Source organism: Streptomyces sp. NPDC048751, from assembly GCF_043198595.1.
Taxonomy (GTDB): domain Bacteria; phylum Actinomycetota; class Actinomycetes; order Streptomycetales; family Streptomycetaceae; genus Streptomyces.
Genome location: NZ_JBICUX010000005.1, coordinates 527,988 through 545,425, shown reverse-complemented (window position 1 = coordinate 545,425; position 17,438 = coordinate 527,988). Strand labels below are relative to the sequence as shown.

General features: G+C 70.4%; 11 protein-coding genes. 4 read left to right on the top strand and 7 right to left on the bottom strand.

The genetic code is table 11. The features are described from left to right. Positions 1-141 precede the first annotated feature (141 nt). Entirely contained in the window at positions 142-1,998 is a 1,857-nt protein-coding gene (locus ACGFNV_RS19640) for a glycoside hydrolase family 127 protein (RefSeq protein ID WP_393624023.1), read from the top strand. Here ACGFNV_RS19640 and ACGFNV_RS19635 read toward each other — a convergent pair. The 7 genes from ACGFNV_RS19635 to ACGFNV_RS19605 form a co-directional block, all read right to left on the bottom strand. Beyond that, positions 1,880-3,514: a carboxylesterase/lipase family protein gene (locus ACGFNV_RS19635; RefSeq protein ID WP_393624022.1), complete on the bottom strand. Its 1,635-nt coding sequence runs from the start codon at positions 3,512-3,514 to the stop codon at positions 1,880-1,882. The genes ACGFNV_RS19640 and ACGFNV_RS19635 overlap by 119 nt on opposite strands. 92 nt (positions 3,515-3,606) lie before the next feature. Continuing rightward, on the bottom strand, positions 3,607-4,854 hold the full coding sequence (locus ACGFNV_RS19630) for an alginate lyase family protein (protein WP_393624020.1): 1,248 nt from the start codon (positions 4,852-4,854) through the stop codon (positions 3,607-3,609). Positions 4,855-4,881: 27 nt separating this feature from the next. After that, positions 4,882-8,013 carry an alginate lyase family protein gene (locus ACGFNV_RS19625; protein ID WP_393624018.1) on the bottom strand — a complete coding sequence of 1,044 codons (3,132 nt, stop codon included), beginning with the start codon at positions 8,011-8,013 and terminating at the stop codon, positions 4,882-4,884. Further along, positions 8,010-9,533, bottom strand: a complete 1,524-nt coding sequence (locus tag ACGFNV_RS19620) for a glycosyl hydrolase family 28 protein (protein WP_393624017.1) — start codon at positions 9,531-9,533, stop codon at positions 8,010-8,012. The genes ACGFNV_RS19625 and ACGFNV_RS19620 overlap by 4 nt, the downstream gene beginning before the upstream one ends. Before the next feature lie 51 nt (positions 9,534-9,584). Beyond that, the gene (locus tag ACGFNV_RS19615) at positions 9,585-10,448 is read right to left on the bottom strand and encodes a carbohydrate ABC transporter permease (protein ID WP_393624016.1); all 864 of its coding nucleotides are present in this window, start codon (positions 10,446-10,448) and stop codon (positions 9,585-9,587) included. Continuing rightward, entirely contained in the window at positions 10,445-11,437 is a 993-nt protein-coding gene (locus ACGFNV_RS19610; RefSeq protein ID WP_393624014.1) for a carbohydrate ABC transporter permease, read from the bottom strand. Before ACGFNV_RS19610 ends, ACGFNV_RS19615 begins: the two co-directional genes overlap by 4 nt. Continuing rightward, positions 11,434-12,783, bottom strand: coding sequence for an extracellular solute-binding protein (locus ACGFNV_RS19605; protein ID WP_393624012.1), 1,350 nt, complete (start codon positions 12,781-12,783; stop codon positions 11,434-11,436). Before ACGFNV_RS19605 ends, ACGFNV_RS19610 begins: the two co-directional genes overlap by 4 nt. A 615-nt stretch (positions 12,784-13,398) precedes the next feature. Between ACGFNV_RS19605 and ACGFNV_RS19600 the strand changes: the two genes are divergently transcribed. From ACGFNV_RS19600 to ACGFNV_RS19590, 3 genes are all read left to right on the top strand, one after another. Next, positions 13,399-14,412, top strand: a complete 1,014-nt coding sequence (locus tag ACGFNV_RS19600; RefSeq protein WP_393624010.1) for a hydroxyacid dehydrogenase — start codon at positions 13,399-13,401, stop codon at positions 14,410-14,412. 233 nt (positions 14,413-14,645) lie between these two features. Then, entirely contained in the window at positions 14,646-15,734 is a 1,089-nt protein-coding gene (locus tag ACGFNV_RS19595) for a LacI family DNA-binding transcriptional regulator (protein WP_393624008.1), read from the top strand. A gap of 359 nt (positions 15,735-16,093) precedes the next feature. After that, on the top strand, positions 16,094-17,428 hold the full coding sequence (locus tag ACGFNV_RS19590) for an ABC transporter substrate-binding protein (RefSeq protein WP_393624007.1): 1,335 nt from the start codon (positions 16,094-16,096) through the stop codon (positions 17,426-17,428). Positions 17,429-17,438 lie beyond the last annotated feature (10 nt).

Genomic DNA, 17,438 nt, shown 5'->3' with positions numbered 1-17,438 from the left:
TCGCCCCACCACCTCACGATCACGAGCCGGGCCCGAGCCACCGCGCGCCCGCAAGCGACCCGTTCGGGATCTTGCCCCACCTCGCGGCGCGTTCCTATCCTCGACCAGGACAGCAACCGGTTTCTACGGAAGTGCGCCTCCATGACCTCCGGCCCGATCCGTCCCACCCACCGCGCCCGCACCACCCTGCGCCCCGCGACCGACGCGCACATCACCGGCGGGTTCTGGGCGCAGCGGCGGCGGACCAACGCCGAGGTGAGCGTCCCGCAGGGCCCGGAGAGACTGGAGCAGGCCGGCAACCTCGCGAACCTGCGGGCCGCCGCGGGCGGCGGCGGAGCCTACAGCGGTGACTTCCCGTTCCAGGACTCCGATGTGCACAAGTGGCTGGAGGCGGCGAGCTGGCAGCTCGCGGAGGATCCCGGACAGGCCGAACTGGCGGCCTGTATCGATGAGTTGACCGCCCTCCTCGCCGCTGCCCAGCGGCCGGACGGCTACCTCCAGACCTACTTCCAGGTCGCCCACCCCGACCGACGCTGGCAGGACCTGGCCTGGGGGCACGAGTTGTACTGCGCGGGCCATCTGGTCCAGGCCGGGGTCGCGCACCACCGGGCGACCGGGCGGCCCGAACTCCTCGCGATGGCCGTGCGGTTCGCCGAACACATCGACGCGACCTTCGGCCCGGACGGGACCGTCGACGGGGTGTGCGGTCACCCCGGGATCGAGACCGCGCTGGTGGAGCTGTACCGGGAGACCGACGAGCGCCGCTGGCTCGACCTCGCCGCGTACTTCGTCGACCGACGCGGCCACGGTCTCCTCGACCCCGACGCCGATCCCCGCCCGGGGGACGCCTATTGGCAGGACCACACCCCGGTGCGCGCCGCCACGTCGGTCACCGGTCACGCCGTACGGCAGTTGTACCTGCTGGCCGGTGTGGCCGATCTGGCCGCCGAGACGGGGGACTCGGAGCTGCGGGCCGTCTCCGAGCGGCTGTGGGACGCGATGGTGTCCACGAAGACGTATCTCACCGGCGGTGTCGGCGCCCGGCACGAGGGCGAGTCGTTCGGGGAGGCGTACGAACTGCCGCCGGACCGGGCGTACGCGGAGACCTGCGCGGCGATCGCCTCCGTCCAGTGGTCGTGGCGGATGGCGCTGCTGACCGGCGAGGCGAAGTACTCCGACCTCGTGGAACGCACCCTCTACAACGGCTTCCTGTCCGGCGTGGGCCTGGACGGCGACAGCTGGCTGTACGTCAACCCGCTCCAGGTGCGGGAGGAGTACGAGGGCGTGGGCGAGGCTGACCAGGGGGCCCGCCGCACGCCGTGGTTCCGCTGCGCGTGCTGTCCGCCGAACGCGATGCGGCTGCTCGCCTCGCTCCCCCACCATGTGGCGAGCGGCGACAAGGACGGGCTGCAACTGCACCAGTACGCGACGGGCGGGTACGCGGCCGGCGACGGCAAGGTGCGGGTGGTGACGGACTACCCGTGGGACGGGCGGATCGCGGTCACGGTGGAGGAGGCGCCCGAGGACCGTGACTGGACGCTCAGTCTGCGCATCCCGTCCTGGTGCACCGCCTTCACCGCGGCGGCGCCGGACGGGGACCCGCCCGCCGAGACCAGTCCGGGCTGGCTGCGCCTGCGCCGCCGTTGGCGCCCCGGCGACACGCTCACCCTCGATCTCGACCTGGGGGCCCGGCTGACCCGCCCCGATCCCTGTGTGGACGCCGTCCGCGGCTGTGTCGCGATCGAGCGGGGGCCGCTCGTGTACTGCCTGGAGGGCGTCGACCAGGAGCCCGGCACCCGCTTCGCCGATCTGACCCTGCCGGACGGCGGGCATCTGACGGTCACGCCCGCGCCGGAGCTGCTGGGCGGGGTGAGTGTGATCACTGCCGACGGGCGGCGCCGGAGCGACGGAGCCGCCGTACCACTGACCGCAGTTCCGTACTGCGTGTGGGCGAACCGTCGGCCGGGGCCGATGCGGGTGTGGGTTCCTCAGACGTGAGGGCGCGGGTGGCGTCGGCCGCCGCCCACAGCACCAGTTCGGGATCCCGCAGACCGTACACGGTATGCGGATCGGCCACGGTGTACGGTCCGCCGTCGCCCGTATCCGGTCCGCCGTCGCCGAAGACCCGCACCGGATGCGAGACGTCCCACGGCTCCCAGCCCGGGTCCCCCTCGGCGACGAACCGCACCCACGCCCCGTGTATGGCGTCCGCGAGCTCCTGCGGGGCGCCCTCCCCGGCCAGCTTGGCGGACTCGGGTACGTCACCGGTGTCGAAGACGAAGCCGAGCTCCAGGGCGTGGCAGGCGCCGAGGCCGGGCAGCAGCGAGGGCCAGACGAACTCGTAGACGTACGAGGATCCGGGCCGGGCGTCGGCCAGGCGGTGCAGCGGCAGGCGCAGCAGGTGGTCGGTGACCATCTGGCCGACGACCTCCGTGGTGCCCGCCTCCGGGCGCAGGGTGCGGTAGCCGCGGACCACCTCGTGACCGCAGTGGCAGCGGGCCATGGCGCCGGCCAGGGCGACCGCGCCGAGCCGGTCGACACGCTCCAGGAGGCCGCCCGGGACCAGCCACAGCCGGTACTCGTCCCGGGTCCAGCCCATCATCAGGTCGGTGTCCCGGGCGACGTCCCCCTCGACCAGGGCCTCCAGCGGGTCGCGGGGCACGAGGTCGCCGTCGATCACGATGCCGAAGGCGGGACCGCCGAGGACGGGGCTGCTGAGGCGGCCGGCCTCGGCCTGGGTGCGCAGCAGCAGGTCGCGGTCGACGGCGGCGAAGGCCTCGGCGGTGGCGGGGACCTTCAGCCGGGCCGCCATCCTGCGCACCATGCGCCGCACCTTGTCCCGGTCGCTCGCCTCGGGCGGCCCGCTCTGGAGCACGGCCCGCCGGAACAGGCCCTGCGCCTGCGGGGCGGCGATCAGCGCGCCGATGCTGATGGCGCCGGCCGACTGGCCGCACAGGGTGACCCGGTCGGGGTCGCCGCCGAAGGCCGCGATGGACTCGTGGACCCAGCGCAGGGCGGCGAGCTGGTCGCGCAGGCCGGGGTTGGCGGGGGCGTCCGGGAACAGTCCGTACCCCTCGACGCCCAGCCGGTAGTTCACCGAGACGAAGACGATCCCGTCGCGCGCGAAGGGGTACCCGTCGTAGACCGGTACGGCCGAGGAGCCCCGGGTCAGGGCGCCGCCGTGCAGCCACACCAGGACCGGGAGCCGGGCCCCGTGGCCCGGCTCCGGTGTCCATACGTTCAGATTGAGGCAGTCGTCGCCGGGCACCACCGGGTCGGACAGGTACTGCGCGAACGCCTCCGAGTACGGCGGTTTCGGCGGCGTCGGCCCGAAGGTTCCGGCGTCCCGCACGCCGTCCCAGGGTTCGGGCGGCTCGGGAGGCCGGAAGCGGCGGGGGCCGAAGGGCGGGGCGGCGTAGGGGATGCCGCGGAACACCGCGACCCCGTGCTCGTGTCTGCCGCGTACCGCCCCGTGGGGCGTGGTGGCCACGGGGTCCGCCCGGTCTGCCGTCATACGCCCACCAGCCCTTCGCCGCACTCGTGCACCGGTAACACCAGAGCACCACACCGGCGCCCGGTATTCCGGTGCACGAGCCTGTGACAGGGCTATTTGGCGTACATCAGGGTGCCGAAACCCAGCTGGTCGAAGCCGCCGCTGGTGGAGCCGTAGTCCCCGCCGCCGCCCTCGGGGGCGACGGAGAAGCACATCTGGGAGATGTACTTGTCGTCGAGGAACAGGCGCCGGTTGTAGTGGTAGTGGAGCATCGCCCACACCGGGCGGACCTGGCCGCGGGACACGTCGGAGATGACGGTCTGTGAGCTCTGGGCGCAGTTCTGGCCGGTGCCCCAGGTGTAGGTGGTGTAAGGGACGTCGTTGCCGAGGTTGTACTTCGCGACGTACTGGGCGCCCTTCATGAAGCGCCGGCTGTCGTAGGAGTAGAGGTCGTCGCCCTGGTTCCAGGCCATCTCGCAGATCGCGCCCATCTGGCCCATGCCCATGACGGTGTGGCCCTGGTCGCGGCCCGACTCCTGCCACTGGCCGAGGTCGTAGCCGTCGACGTCGCTGTAGAGGAACGGCACCGCGTGCTGGATGGAGCCGTTGCCCGCGCCGGACTTGAAGTAGGTGACGGCCTGGTCGTACTTGGCGCCGTCCTCGTTGAGGATACCGATGGCCAGGACGGAGGCCATGTTGCAGAGGTCCCAGTTGGCCCAGTAGTTGGTGATGCAGGCGTCGTTGTGGCCGGTGAGGAACTGGTTGTTGAGGGGGTAGAAGACGTTGACCATCATCTCCTGGAAGCGGGCCAGGTCGAACCCGCTGTAGTCGCGCATGAGTTCGGCTGCGTTGGCGAACTGCCAGCCGTAGATGCCGGCGGCCAGGAACCGGTCGGCGTTTCCGGTGACGGTCGTCAGGGTCGACGACCAGGCGTTGAGGATGTTCGCGGCGCACTGCGCGTTGGCCTCGGTGCCGCCGACCTGCCAGCGCAGGGCGTTCTGGTAGGCGGCGGCGATGTCGTTGTAGAGGAGGCTGTAGTTCTCGCCGGTGCCGCCGCGGATGATCGTCGCGGTCGCCCGGGGCGTCCAGGTGGACTGGGAGTGGGAGTTGGCGGTCAGCTTGTTCCAGCCGGACAGCCAGGGGTCGTCGCCCGCGGCGACCCTGACCTTGGCCCGGTTGATGTCACCCCAGTTGTGCAGCATGCCGGGGTGGGTCCAGGTGCCCGGGGCCGCGTCCGCGACGGTGGCGGCGGACGTGGCGCCGAGGGCGACGGCGGCGGTGAGACCGCCGGCGGTCTTGAGCAGACCGCGGCGGCTCATCGGGGTGTGCCGGTGGTGCTCGTGGGGGGAAGTGCGGCTCATGGTGGTGCACTCCAATCCGTGGGGGGATCAGGTTGTGGTGATGCTCACCTCGTCGAACTCTGAGGTGCAGAGGGCCTGTTGGTTGCGGGAGCAGACCACCGGGCCCACGTGATAGGGGGCGTCACCGAACAGCGGGACCGAGCCCTCGGCGAGGGGGGTCCAGGTGGCGCCGTCGTCGGTGGAGACGGCTGCGGCGAAGGCGGTCCCGGTGCGCTTCAGCCGCAGCAGCAGGGGCAGTTGGACCGCCTTCGTCCCGGTGAAGGCGGAGGCTCCGGCCACCGTGGGCCGCAGCATGAGCTGTGCGGTGGTCCCGCCGGTGACGATCACACCGGCCGCCTGGTCGAACGGCGACAGCGACTTCGCCATCAGCAGGCCGACCCGGTCGGCGGTGGCTCCGGTACGGGAGACCAGACGGGCGGTGATCTCGCAGTCGCCGGTGACGGGTTGCCGTACGAAGTGTCCCGTCATTCCCTGGGAGTTGACGTTGAGGTCGGTCCCGGCGCCCTGCACGGTGAACGTGCCGTCGGCGTGGGCCGCGTCACCGGGGGTGAGGACGGCGACGACGCCGAGGGTGCCGTACGCGCTCCGGTCGAGGACCACGTCACCGAGGTCACCGTGGGTCCAGGGGTCGGGCAGGGGGGTGTTCCTGGCGGCCGTCGGCTGCGTGGGGGCGGCGGTGACGGTCGGCATGACGGCATTGGCGGAGGCCGAACGGGGGCCGCAGCCACCGCAGTTGGTCTTCGCCACGACGTAGTGGTACGTCGTCCCGGGTGTGCCGGTGGCGTCGGCGTAGCGGATGCGGGTGCCGAAGCCGACCGGGCCGATTCCGGTGGCGATGCTCTCGTAGGAGCCGTGGGCGCGGGTGGACCTCAGCACGGTGTAGCGGGCCGAGAGGTCCGGGTCGGTCCAGGCCAGCCCGATGCCGTCGGCACCGGGGGCGGCCCGGAGGTCGGTGGCGGTGCGGGTGGGGGCCGGGACGCGCCAGACGTCGCCGTCGGGCGAGGTGACGCTGACGTTGTCGAAGGCGCCGGTGCCGGTCTCGGCGTAGTCCTCGTCGACGCCGAGGCAGGAGGTGAGGGCGAGTCCGGCGTAGACGGTGTGCGGCATGCCGTCGACGTCGGTCGTGCCGACGACCGTCCACCGCCTGCCGTCGGGAGAGATCGAGCCGGTGAGGCGCCGCCCCTCCCGCTTCACCCGCACCCAGTAGGGCGCCCGCAGCCGGTAGCCGTCCCCCGCGCCCTCGACGTACGGCGCCTGAAGCGGCGTCGCCGACTCGGGCAGCGCGCCGAGGCTGGAGATGGGGAAGGAGGCGCTGGTGGTGATCGCCTGCTGCTGGCTGGGCGGCACGGGGGTGCTGCCGGTCGCGGACACGGCGGCCCCGGTCTGCGGGCGTACGGTCCACACGCCGCTCCAGGTGTGCAGCGGCAGGCCCTGGACGAGCATCGAGGCGTGCGCGGCGTCGGGGTCGAGGGAGGCGCGGACGGTGACGCCGATCTTGGCGTACTGGGAGCTGAGCGGCCACACGATGCGGGCGGTGACCGTGCCGTCGCCGCGCAGGGGCAGGTGCGCGAGGCGGTAGGTGTCGGCGGTGCCGGACGCCTCCAGCACGAACCGCTCCCCGTCGAAGACGGCCGAGCCCGGGATCCGCACGTCGCCGACGTCACGGGTCGACCAGGGGGCGGGGAGGCCGGCCGTGGCGACCGCGAGAGCGGAACTGTCGCTCACCCCCGTCGAGTTGGCGGCGGTGACCGTGTAGTAGTAGGTGCGGCCGGCGCGGACGCCGCGGTCGACGTAGGTCGGCTGGTCGACGTCGGAGGCGATGGTCTCGTAGGGGCCCTCGGGGGCGGTGGCTCGCTGGACGTCGTAGCCCCGCGCCCAGGCCGAGGGCAGCCAGGAAACGGTGACGGCCCGGTCCTCCCCCACCGCGGTGACGCCGGCCGGGGGTGCGGGTGTGGTGGGGTCGGCGGCGGTGGCGCCGGCGTAGGCGAAGGTGCCCCAGCTGGGCAGGTCGTCGTTGCTGCCCTCGACGACACGGGCGCCGCCGGTGCCGCGGAAGACGGCGGCCTGGGTGGCGGGGGTGTCGAGACCGCGGACGCCGGCGTAGTGGGCGTAGTACATCTCGTAGATCGGGGGCAGGGTGCCGCGGCCGGTGGCGGAGACGGTCTTCTTGATGTACTTGCCGGTGCGGTCGAGGTCGGGGGTGAAGGGGACGTCGCCGCCGAGGTTGTAGCGGGCGGCGTACTCGGCGTTGGCGAGGATGCGGTTGTCGTCGTAGGCCCACAGGTCGACGCCCTGGTTCCAGGCGACCTGGGCGGCGTCGCCCATCAGGCCGACGGCGAGCTGTTCGTGGCCCTGGTCGCGGCCGCTCTCCTGGCCCTGGCCCGCGTCGGTGACGACGCGGTGCGGGACGCTGCCGTTGCCCGCGCCGGCGGCGGCGAAGCGCAGGGCGTCCTCGAAGAGGGTGCGTTCCTCGCAGAACACGCCGATGGCCAGGATGGTCTGAATGGCCGTCAGGTCCCAGTTGCCGTTGGCGTAGAGCATGTAGCCGGAGACGGCGGGATACCAGACGTCGAGGAGGGAGCGTTCGCAGCGGGCGACGTCGGCGTCCGTCCAGCCGTCGTAGCCGGTGTGGCGCAGCAGTTCGGCCGCGTTGGCGAACTTGAAGGCCTGCAGGCCCGCGCCGAGGGGGCCGTCGGCGCCGGTGACGATCGTCAGGGAGGACGACCAGGCGTTGAGGATGTCGCGGGCCTTGTCGGCGTGCGCCCGGTCGCCGGTGACGGCCCAGAGCAGGGCGTTCTGATAGGCGGCCGCGGAGTCGGCGACGGCCTGGTTCTGGAAGTTGGTGGGGCCGCGGCCCCAGGACGTGATCTGACCGGTGTTCTGGACGGTGTACGTGCTCTGCGAGCGGCTGTGGGCGGCGAGCGCGAGGTAGCCGTCGTAGATCGGTGACTGCTTGGCGGCGACCGCGGACTTCATCCGGGCGAGGTCGGCAGCGCTGTGCAGGAGGCCGGGGTGGGTGAAGGCGAAGCCCGGCGCGTTCGAGGCGGCGTCGGTGGTGTCCGCTGCCCGGGCCGCGGGCACGAACAGGGCGTTCGTACCCGCGGCGAGCAGCAGCGCCGTGGACGACTTCAGCAGGCCTCGGCGGCTGATGGTGCTCACTGTGCTGCCGCCTCCGCCTCTGCGGTGGTGAGGAACTTCAGGCCCAGCACGTGCTCGTTGTAGAACCACTGGACGGCGTCGGTGGTGTAGTACCAGGACGGCTTCTTCATCGAGTCGGCGATGACCTTGCCGTTGATCACCAGGTTCTCGAAGGTGACGTTCTTGATGGCGTGGTCGGCGTCGTAGCCGAGGAAGAGCGACGGGTTGGCGTGCGTGCCCGTGTAGCTGAGGTTCTTGACGTAGACGTCCTCGATGCCGCGGCCGACCGAGGTGTTGTACTTCGGGTTGTACATCACCTTCATGTAGATGACCTGGCCCCAGCGGAAGTCCTCGATCCGTACGTCCTCGATCAGCACGTTCTTGATGAGGTTGGAGTCGCCGGGGTTGAGGGCGATGCAACCCTGGTAGTTCATCTGGGGTTCGCGGTGGTCGAGGACGTCGATGTTCCTGATGACGAGGTTCTCGAGCGTTTCGGGGTTGTCGGTGTTGCCGTGGGTGCCCACGTTGATGGGGTGGGCGACGTCGGCCCACAGGGTGCAGTTCTGGATGGTGATGTCGCGGGTGTCGCCGTAGTAGTCCCAGCGGTGGCAGTAGATGGCGAAGCAGTCGTCGGAGTTGCGCATGAAGCAGCCGTCGAAGACGATCCCGGTCGAGGAGAAGACGTCGAAACCGTCGCCGTTGCCCTTCGAGCTGAACGAACGGGCCTTCTTGACGTGGACGTTCTCGCTCATGCCGAACGTGCCCGCGTAGCCGTTCGGGTTCATGATGATGACGTCCTCGACGCGGATGTTCTTGCTGCCCTCGCAGAGGATGCCGCCGGGGCCGGCGGTGATCATGCCGTGGCCGACGAGGGCCGCCTTCTCGACGTTCTTGAAGAACACCTGCGCCCGGAGGACGGCACCGCCCGCGAGGTACACGGTCTTGCCGCTGGGGACGGTGAGGACGTTGCCGGGGACGGTGTGGTCGCCCGGACCGAAGTAGATGACGTCCGGGTCGTCGGCCGAGGGCGGGTTGGGGTCGACGCGGTTGGTGATGACGTGCAGACAGTCGAAGATCTCGTCGTTGATCTGGACGACCACGTCACGCGGCTCGTCGAGGGTGAACCGCAGCGTGTCGCCGAGGAGTTCGGGCGTGATGCCGAGCGCGTCCGGTCTCACCCGCGCCTTGGTGGTGCCGCCCTTGAGGTAGGTGACCTCCAGCTCGACGGAGCCGCGGAAGTCGAAGTACACCATCGAGGTGTTGTAGACCTTGCCGGAGCCGGTGGTGGCGTTGATCTCCTCCAGCTGCGGACGCCAGATGTCGAGGGTCTGCCAGTCGCCGTCGGGGGCGGTGCGCACCCGCACCTTGAAGCTGGTGTTGGTCGGCATGGTCGCCGGGCGCGGGTAGGTGACCAGCTGGGGCGCTGCGTTGCTGTCGTCCGCGCGGGCCGCCGTCGCCGTCAGGCCGCCGGACAGACCGGCCGCGAGCACGGTGGCACCCGCCGCCTGCAGGGCGGTACGGCGGGACAGGGGCGTGTTCATCCAGAACTCCTTGCGAGGGATGGGGAAACAAGGGGAGAGGGGGGCGGCGGGTTACTTGAGACCGGTCGTCGACATCCCGGCGACGAAGCCGCGCTGGGCGACGAGGAAGATCAGCAGGATCGGCACGACGTACATCACGGAGGCCATGGCCTGGAGGTTGGTGACCGGGGTACCGGCCGACGTGACGTAGGTGGACATGACGGCGACCGCGAGGGTGGTGCGGTCGGTGGACAGCAACAGCTGCGGGGCGATGTAGTCGCCCCAGGTCCAGGTGAAGGCGATCACGAAGCTCGCGGAGAGCACCGGCCAGGACTGCGGCAGGAAGATCCGCCAGAAGATGGCCGCGTAGCCGCAGCCGTCGACGATCGCGGCCTCCTCCAGCTCGCGGGGCAGCCCCGCGAAGAACTGCCGGAAGAGGAAGACCAGATAGGGGGCGGCCCCGAGGCCCCACAGCACCCACGGCCAGTACGTGTCGACCATGCCCAGCTTGGCGAAGATCAGGTAGGTGGGCAGCAGGGTGATCATCTGGGGCAGCATCATCGAGCCGAGCAGGATGCCGAACAGCGTCTTCCTGCCCGGGGCGTCCAGGCGGGCGAAGCCGAAGCCGACCCAGGCCGAGCTGAGGGTGACGAGGGTGGCGTAGATCCCGGCGATGACCAGGGAGTTGCGGGCGTAGCCGAGGAAGTCGATGAGGCTGAAGGCGTCGGTGATGTTGTGCCACTGGACGTGGTCGGGCAGCCAGCGCACGGGCGAGGCAGCCAGTTCGGCCGGGGTCTTCAGGCCGGCGACGACCAGCCACCCGAAGGGGCCGAGGAACAGGCCGGTGAGCACGACGAGGACCGTGTAGAGGACGAGGCGGTTGACGCGTACCCGCACCCGGGGCGCGGCCTTGGGGGTCGGGCTCGTGGCGGTCACTTCTTCGCCTCCGGGTCGACGTTGTAGAACACCACGCCGGACGTGGCCTTGAAGATGAGTCCGGTCGCGAGAAGGATCAGGACGAAGAGCACCCACAGCAGCGCGGAGGCGTAGCCGTAGCGGCCGAACGCGAAGTACTCCGCGAACACGTGCATCATGTAGAGGTAGGTGGACTGCGGGAGCGCGGTGATGCCGGCCGGAGTGGGGTCGGGGGCCAGGAGCAGCGGCATGATGGTCTGCACCGAGGCGATGACGCCGGTCACGGTCTGGAAGAGCAGGACCGGCGACAGCAGTGGCACGGTGATGCTGCGGAAGCTCCGCCAGGCGCTCGCGCCGTCGATGCGGGCCGCTTCGAGGAGCTCGCGGGGGATGTCCTGGAGCCCGGCCAGCGAGATGATCATGATGTTTCCGGCGGTCCAGAGCACCGTCATGATCAGCACGTAGCGCGCGTAGGGGTCGGCGAGCCAGCCGAGGGCGTCGATGCCGAAGAGGTTCAGCACACCGTTGGCGGCACCGGAGTTCTGGTCGAAGAGCTGCTTGAACGCGATGCCCGCGCCCACCGGCGGCACCACGGCCGGCAGGTAGAGCAGGGTGCGGAACAGCCCGCGCGCCTTGAGCGGCCGGTTGACCAGAACGGCGAGCCCGAGTCCGGCGACGATCGACAGCGGCACCGAGGTCACCGCGAACAGTCCCGTGCGCCCCAGGGCGTCCCAGGTCTGCGAGTCGGCGGCCAGCTCGCGGTAGTTGCCGAGCCCGACGTAGTGCCAGCGGGGCGAGATGCCGTCGAAGGTGGTGAAGCTCAGCCACAGCGCGTACGCCATCGGTGCGATGGTCAGCAGCACGAACCCGGCGATCCAGGGCGCGGCGAACATGTAGAACGCCCGGTGCCTGCGCGCGGTCATGGAGGAGCGCGGCCGGGGCCGTACCGGTCCGGCGACCGGGGCCGGGCCGGGCCCGCTCGCGACGGACGAGACCTGATCAACCGTCATCCCACCTGCTCCTTACCGCGCTTGAGCTGCTCGTTCATGGCCGAGTTCAGGCGCCGCGCGAGGGTGTCGACGGACATCCCGCCGTTCATGGCGGCCGGGGCGATCTGGTTGAAGAGGGCGAGGAGCGAGTCGGCGGTGGCGTAGGGCGTGAAGGCGATCACCGAGTAGTGCTTCAGCTCGGCCTGCTGCACCTCCAACACCCGTTTCTGATAGCTCTCCTGCGCCGGCATCAGTGATCGCAGGGACTTCAGGGTCGGGATGCCCCAGCCGCCGGAGGCGCGCGCCTTGGCCGGCGCCTCGCCGAAGAACCACTCGAAGACCCTCCAGGCGGCGTCCTTGTGGTGCGACGTGCTGGGGATCCAGAAGCCGGTGCCGGCCTGGCAGGGACTGATCCGCCGACCGCCCTCGAAGATCGGCGCGGGGGCGAGCCGGGACAGTGGCGCCAGCTTCTTGTCGGCGTTGATCAGGCCGCCGAGCCAGTACCCCGAGTTCGACATGGCGAGCCGGTTCGCCTGGAAGGTGGGTCCGTCCCAGGTGTTGGGGTCGGGCTGGACGATGCTGGGCCCGACCCTGGTCCGGCAGTAGTCGATGTACCAGCCGAGCGCCTTGCGGGCCTCGGGGGCGGTGAAGTCGACCTGGGAGAAGTCGTCGGTGAAGAGGCTTCCGCCGGCGGCCACCGTCAGACTGGCCAGGAGGTTGGGGGTGAGTACACCGTTGTAGCTGCCGCCGAACACGGTCGTCTGGCCGTTCTTGCGGCGGGTGAGCCGCTTGGCCTTGTCCAGCCATTCCTCGTACGTGACCGGCTCCAGCTCGGGCGGGTAGTCGACGCCGGCCTGGTCGAAGAGGGCGGTGTTGTACCAGAACATGGAGTCCTGGGAGAAGTCCTTGGCCATGCCGTAGCGCGGGCCCTTGCCCTGGGTGCGGCCGTCGTAACGCCACAGGTCGTTCACCGGGTCCAGGTCGTCGAGCTTGAGGACACCGCTCTTCGCGAAGTACGGGTCCAGGTTCTCCATCACCCCCCGGGCCGCGAAGTACGGGGCGTCCACGGCGCCGACACCGCGTACCAGGTCGGGCGGGTTGCCGTTGGTCATCATCGCGATCAGCTTGCTGGTGCTGTACAGCACCGTGTTGATCTTGACGCCGATGTCCTTCTGGGCCTGCTTGATCAGCTCCGGGGAGATGTCGTCGGCCTTGGCCATCACCGTGACGGTCTCGCCGGAGCCGCCGACCGCGCTCGACACCCGCATCGCACAGCCGCTGAGTGCCGCCGCACCGGCCGCGGCGCCGCCCGCCGACAGGGCGAGGAATCGGCGGCGACTGGGAGGGGCACCGGCATGCGCACGCATGAAGGCCTCACCTTCTGCTCGGAGAACGCGGCTCGAGGGGCTCGATCGACTCGATCGGCTCCCTGGGTCGCAGTAACAGGTAGCAACCGGTTGCTGCGATCGGGTGGGCAGAGCTTCTTCCGGTCGAGGGAGCACGTCAAGGGGCTTCGCAGACTTTCGAAAACTCTGCACACGGGGCGCGGGCGGTCGCCTCACAGGGCGAGGGCGAGCGACAGGGAACAGGGCAACTGCGCTGACCTCGGGTTATCCGCCCGATACGGCTCGCGCCGTCAGAGGTGTCGACGTTCGGGACAAGCCGCCGGCCCGCTCGGGCACCTTGCGGTGCTCGCCACGCTCGGGACGGCAACCGGTTGTGACAGCGCCCGTCACGCGACCTGCCGCCCCACGGCACTGGCCCTCTCCGGAAACACGTTACGGTCCCCCGCTCAAGGCGCGGATACGGCGAGCATCGCCCGCCCGACCACCAAGTCCCGCCGTGACGTGGGCGTTTGCTCCCGACTCCGGTCGAAAGATTTCCCGGGGCCGTGGACCGTTCCAGTGATTGACCCCGCCTCGGCGCCAGATCTACGGTAGAAGACGCTTTCAGAAACTGTTTCCGACGCCCTCAGGAGAGTCATGCCCAGCGCCCAGTTGCCCAGGGCCGTGTTCGCCATGGATCCGGTGCACCTCCCGCTGCTCTTCCCGGCGCCCCTGATGGCCCGGCTCCAGCGGACGGCCCGGATCGACCCCGCGCTCGTCGTACGGGACTTCACCGACCCCGCCGCCGCGCCCGCACTGGCCGACGCCGAGGTCCTGATCACCGGCTGGGGCTGCCCCCACCTCGACACGGACACCCTGGCCGCGGCACCCCGGCTGCGCGCGGTCCTGCACGCCGCGGGCTCCGTCCGCTCCCTGGTCGGCGAAGCCCTGTGGAAGCACGGGACCACCGTCTCCAGCGCGGTCACGGGCAACGCGCTGCCGGTCGCCGAGTACACGCTGGCCATGATCCTGCTGGCCGGCAAGGACGCGTTCACCCACCGCGAGCGATTCCGCGCCACCCACGCCCAGCCCACCCCGGCCGAGACCGCGGCCATCGGCAACGTCGGCCGCCGGATCGGTGTCATCGGCGCCTCCCGCGTCGGCCGCCGCCTGCTCGAACTGCTCCGGCCGTACGACTTCCAGGTCCTCCTGCACGACCCCTACGTCGCCCCCGCCGAAGCCGCCGCGCTGGGCGCCGAACTCCTCCCCCTGGAGGACCTGCTCCGCCGCAGCGACATCGTCAGCCTGCACGCTCCCGACATCCCCGAGACCCACCACATGCTCGACCGGGACCGGCTCGCCCTCATCAGGGACGGCGGCGTGCTCATCAACACCTCCCGGGGCGCGCTGATCGACCACCGGGCACTGACCGACGAACTCGTCTCCGGACGCCTGCACGCCGTACTGGACGTGACCGAGCCCGAGCCGCTGCCCGCGGACTCACCGCTGTACACGCTGCCCAACGTGTTCCTGACGCCGCACATCGCGGGGTCCCTGGGGAACGAGCTGGAGCGGCTGGGGCAGATCGTGGTGGAGGAGCTGGAGCGGCTGGTGGCGGGGGCGGCGCTGGCTCATGAGGTGCGGCATGCGGATCTTGCCCGGGTCGCCTGAGGACGGGCTTGCCGGGGACAGGCGGCCCGGCACCCCGTGGCACCGGCAGCCACGAACTCCCTGTCTTACCGGCAGGCGCAACCTGGAAAACCGGCGCAGGCCTCCCCTGCCATCCGCCCTCCACACCCTCCCCCACCTGGAGGAACCATGGGATACGGTTTCCGCACCGGCGAGAGGCGCCGTACCGCCCGCCCTCCCGGTGATCGGCCCACGACGGTGAAGGAGCCGCAACGGTGAGTCAGCGCAAGGCGCCCGTGGACGCCGGACGGGCGACCATCCGGGACGTGGCGGAGCGCGCGGGCGTGTCCGTGGCGAGTGTGTCGCGGGTGCTGTCGGGCAACTACCCGGTCTCCGAGGAGCTGCGCCGGCGGGTGATGAAGGTGGTCCGGGACCTGGACTACGTCACCAACGCCCACGCCCGCTCACTGGCCGGCGGCGGTACGCCGACGGTGGCGATCCTGATCAACAACATCACCGGGGCGGCCTTCGCGCACGTGGCGAAGGGCGTCGAGGGCGCGGCCACGCTGCGGGGCTGGCTCTCGCTGGTGGGGACGACGGGCGACGACCCGGAGCGCGAACTCGCCCTGGTCAACCTCATGCGGCAGCAGGGCGTCGCGGCGGTGGTGCTGCTCGGCGGTGCCTACGACTACGAGGAGTACCAGCTGCGCATGGCGCGGTTCGCCCGTTCCCTGGACGCGGCCGGATCGCATCTCGTGCTGGTGGGCAGGCCGCCGCTGGAGGGCGACGTACCGGCCACGACGGTCGACTACGACAACGAGTCCGGGGCGTACGCCATGGCGAGCCATCTGCTGTCGGCCGGGCACCGGGAGGTCCTGGTGCTGCCGGGGCCCGCCGGACTCACCACCGCCCAGGGGCGGTTGCGGGGGGCGCGGCGGGCGTTCGAGACGTACGGGGTGCCGTTCGACCCGGGGTCGGTGCGGCACGGGCCGTACGACGACGACCACGGGTACCGGGCGGTCGAGTCGGCGCTGCGGGACGGGCTCCGGTTCACGGCGGTACTGGCCGGCACGGACGTGGTGGCCGCGGGTGCGCTTCAGGCGCTGCGCGCGGCGGGGCTGAGGGTGCCGGAGGACGTGTCCATCACCGGGTACGACGACATCCCGCTGGCCTCGCAGCTGACGCCTCAACTGACCACCGTGCACGTGCCGTACGAGGAGATGGGACGGGTCGCGCTGCGTGCCGTGGCCGACCGGCGCGAGGTCGGGGCGGGGCGGCGCAAGGGCGGCGACGGGGAGCACCTGGTGCTGGGCACCCATGTCGTCGTACGCGACTCCGTGCGCCCGCCCGCGCACCGTTCCTGAGCTGTTTTCGTAAACGGTTTCCTGAGGTTTTACAGGGTGTGGAGCGCCCTGCACGGGGCCCCGTCCGTCGCCCGGCGATCCCCTGACGCTGACTGTGACCTGCGCTTATCCTGCGGGCACCACAATCCGGTGCCCCTGTTTCGCACTCACCTCCCGGACCGGTCGCCGTAACAAATTTCCCGCACACCTCTTGATATGGGCCGACCCCTCGGCCTACCTTCCCAGCAACCGGTTTCTACCGCTTCCGCTTGGCCGAACCCCCCGCAACCGCGTGCCGATGTTCTCCGGCCGCCGTTCCTGGCCAGTACCGAGCCGCCGTCCCTCTTCCGAGACGCCTACTTCCGAAGGATCACGGTCAGATGAACTCCCTCAGCCCCCGGAGAAGGTTCGCCCGCGCCGCTGTCGCGGGACTCGCGCTGACAGGTCTGCTCACCGCCTGCGGCGGGTCAGGGGACGACTCGTCCTCGAAGTCCTCGGGCCCGGTCACCCTCCCCTTCTGGGGCTGGGCCAACGGCCAGGAGGCCGTCGTCAAGGCGTTCAACGCCTCCCACAAGGACATCCAGCTGAAGTACACCAAGGTGACCGACCAGCTGACCATGCAGAAGCAGCTGACCAACGCGGTCAAGGCCAAGAACGCGCCCTGTCTCGTGCAGAACACCGCGGAGTACGTCACCAGTTGGGTCTCCCAGGGGGCGCTCGCCGACATCAGCAAGTATGTCGAGGCCGGCAAGGACAAGTTCAACGCCGGCGCCTGGGCCGGAGCGCAGGTGCAGGGCAAGCTCTACGGGGTCCCGACCAGCTCGGCCCCCAACTTCACGATCTACCGCACGGACATCTTCCAGAAGTACGGCATCAAGCCGCCCACGACCTGGGACGACTTCATCGCCGCGGGCAAGGTGCTGAAGAAGCACGGGGTGAAGATCACCAACTACGCCGGTGAGGATCCCAGCACCCTGGAGGTGCTCGCCATGCAGGCGGGGGCGCACTGGTACGCCATCGACGGCAACTCCTGGAAGGTGGACTTCCAGGACGCGGGCACCCAGAAGGCCGCGAAGGTGATCCAGGAGATCATCGACAACGACCTCAACTCCAAGCTGTCGTTCGCGGATTACGCGGCCGTGCAGCGCAACTACGACAACGGCGGCACCGCGACCCGGCAGATCTCCACCTGGCAGATGGCCGGCATGGTGCAGAACTTCTCCAAGTCGTTCGGGAAGTGGGCGCTGTCCCCGTGGCCGACGTTCGCCGGTGAGGCGGCGAAGACCCCGGCCGGCACCAACCTGACCGGCAGCGTGACGCTGGTGACCCAGCAGTGCGAGCACCAGGAGCAGGCCGCTCAGGCCGCGCTGTGGATGTCCACGGACGCGGGTGCCGTGAAGACGATGGCCAGTCCGACGACCGGCAACGGCGTCATGCCGGCGCTGGCCGACAGTGACTCGTACGTGCCCGAGGCGATCTCCGAGAAGCTGCTCGGCAGCAACTACCAGCCCGCGCAGACAGTGGTGAAGGACAGCCTCAAGACCGTCACCACCGACTGGACCTTCGGGCCGGACTGGACCGCGATGTTCACGGAGATGCAGGCCGGCTGGGCGAAGGTGATCAACAAGCAGGAGAAGGTGACCGACCTGCTCGCGCACATGCAGGAGTGGACGGTCAAGGACCTGAAGTCCCGCGGCATCAGCGTCAAGGGCTGAGGCAGAACAG

Excerpts from the sequence above, each read along its gene's own strand:
- ACGFNV_RS19610 (WP_393624014.1), bottom strand. The coding sequence starts at position 11,437 with ATGACGGTTGATCAGGTCTCGTCCGTCGCGAGCGGGCCCGGCCCGGCC.
- ACGFNV_RS19600 (WP_393624010.1), top strand. The coding sequence starts at position 13,399 with ATGCCCAGCGCCCAGTTGCCCAGGGCCGTGTTCGCCATGGATCCGGTG.
- ACGFNV_RS19590 (WP_393624007.1), top strand. The coding sequence starts at position 16,094 with ATGAACTCCCTCAGCCCCCGGAGAAGGTTCGCCCGCGCCGCTGTCGCG.
- ACGFNV_RS19620 (WP_393624017.1), bottom strand. The coding sequence starts at position 9,533 with ATGAACACGCCCCTGTCCCGCCGTACCGCCCTGCAGGCGGCGGGTGCC.
- ACGFNV_RS19605 (WP_393624012.1), bottom strand. The coding sequence starts at position 12,783 with ATGCGTGCGCATGCCGGTGCCCCTCCCAGTCGCCGCCGATTCCTCGCC.
- ACGFNV_RS19640 (WP_393624023.1), top strand. The coding sequence starts at position 142 with ATGACCTCCGGCCCGATCCGTCCCACCCACCGCGCCCGCACCACCCTG.
- ACGFNV_RS19635 (WP_393624022.1), bottom strand. The coding sequence starts at position 3,514 with ATGACGGCAGACCGGGCGGACCCCGTGGCCACCACGCCCCACGGGGCG.
- ACGFNV_RS19630 (WP_393624020.1), bottom strand. The coding sequence starts at position 4,854 with ATGAGCCGCACTTCCCCCCACGAGCACCACCGGCACACCCCGATGAGC.